Genomic DNA, 1,665 nt, shown 5'->3' on the forward strand with positions numbered 1-1,665 from the left:
GAAAATCTGGTGCGGCGGGTGGAAGAGGGGCAGGTGTATTTGGGCAAGGTGACCCGCATCATCCCCATCGGCGCTTTTGTGGAGTTTTTGCCCGGCAAAGAGGGCATGATCCACATTTCGCAACTGGCGGAGTACCGCGTCGGCAGGGTGGAAGACGAGGTGGCTGTGGAAGATGAGGTGGTGGTCAAGGTGCGCAGCATCGATCACAAAGGCCGCATCAACCTCACTCGCCTCGGCATTAGCCCTGAGGAAGCAGCGCGGGTGCGCAACCATCACCACTGAGGCTGCGGTTTTCCCCCAGCAACGGGGGGGCCAGGGATCCCCTCGACAGCCGCCGGCAGCGGCCAAAATGGCAGAGAAAACTCCATCGCGACAGCGGTGCGGAGCACTTTTTAGCTGGCTCGCGTCTGCACTGCCGTTCGTGTGGTCGCGTCAGCGGTGCAAAGCCCTTTGCAATATGCCGGATCCCGTCCCTCCCTTTCTCGTTGGCCAAGGCTATACTTCTCCAGCTCGACCATCCCCCTCCCGGCGGCGGCTGGGCTGGGCGTTGGCTTGGGGCTTGGGTTGGGCTGCTCTGCTTAACCTTTCTGCTCAGCATCCTTTGTTGGTGCGGATGGAGAGCGACGCCCAGGAGTGGCTGTACGCTTGGCGTGGCCCTCAGCAGCCTTCTCCCGAGGTGGTGATCGTCGGCATTGATGGTCGTATAGGACTCGATCGCGACAGCGGTGCGGAGCACGTTCCCGCTAACGGGAACAGCGGACAGGGGGAAAGCAATGGCCGCACCAGTGGTGCAGAGCACCTTGGCCAACATCAAGTTGACTTCCTTCTGGAACGGGCCAACTACGCTGGCCTGACGTTGCGTCTACTGGAAGAAGCTGAGGCCAGGGTGGTGGTGCTAAACCTGCCCAGCAGCTTTGTGGTACCTCAAAACCTGGGCAACGAGAACTTAGATGCCCCTCTGCGTCAGGTGGTACAGCGCTACCCAGATCGCTTGGTCTTGGCCACCCGCAGCAGCGAGAGCTTTGGCCGCTCCGAGATTAACATCTGCAACCATTTTCTGCCCTTTTCTTCCCTGCGGCTGGAGTACTTGGTGCCGCCAGAACATGTGCAGGGGGTGGTGCAACATCGGGTAGACAGTGCCGGGATCCTGCGCCAGGCCCAGTTGCGGGGGCTCTACCTGCGCCGCGACAGCCAAGAGGAGCAGATGTTCGCCTCGGTCGAGGCTCTGGCTTTTGCCAAATACGACCCGGAGCGGGCCAGCCGCTGGTTTCGCGAGCGGGGTTTGCAGCCGATCCAATTCAACCCCCTCGGCTCCCAGCACGGGATCCCCATCATCCCCATCGAACGGGTTTGCCCTCCAGCTGTTCTCCAGGCAGGATCCGGGTCTGTTGCCCCGATGATCAACCCCAGCCAAGCCTGCCGCGGCCAAGAAGGGATCCCTCCCCTCGATCCCGAAGTTGCCGACCAATTGCGGGACAAAATTGTCCTGGTGGGTTTTGTGGGCGGCTACCCCGAAACCTTCCCAGTGCGGACTGCGGATGGATCCCAGATTGCGGCGGTGGAGCTGCAGGCGCAAGTCCTCTCCAGCCTGCTCACCGGGGAGGTCTACCAATCCGTGCCGGGGGGGGTGGCGGTTGCGGTGGTCTTGCTGCTGGGAGTGGGAAC

Annotated in this window: 2 protein-coding genes; both read left to right on the plus strand. The window is 62.0% G+C overall.

Features of this window, described 5'->3' with window-relative positions:
* Positions 1-282 (plus strand): S1 RNA-binding domain-containing protein (locus NW837_RS07785; protein WP_414330433.1); only part of this gene is annotated, 282 nt, incomplete at its 5' end.
* Between the two features lie 175 nt (positions 283-457).
* On the plus strand, positions 458-1,665 hold a 1,208-nt coding region (locus NW837_RS07790), incomplete at its 3' end, for a CHASE2 domain-containing protein (protein ID WP_414330435.1).

It is taken from the genome of Synechococcus sp. R6-10, assembly GCF_047461815.1.
Taxonomy (GTDB): domain Bacteria; phylum Cyanobacteriota; class Cyanobacteriia; order Thermostichales; family Thermostichaceae; genus Thermostichus.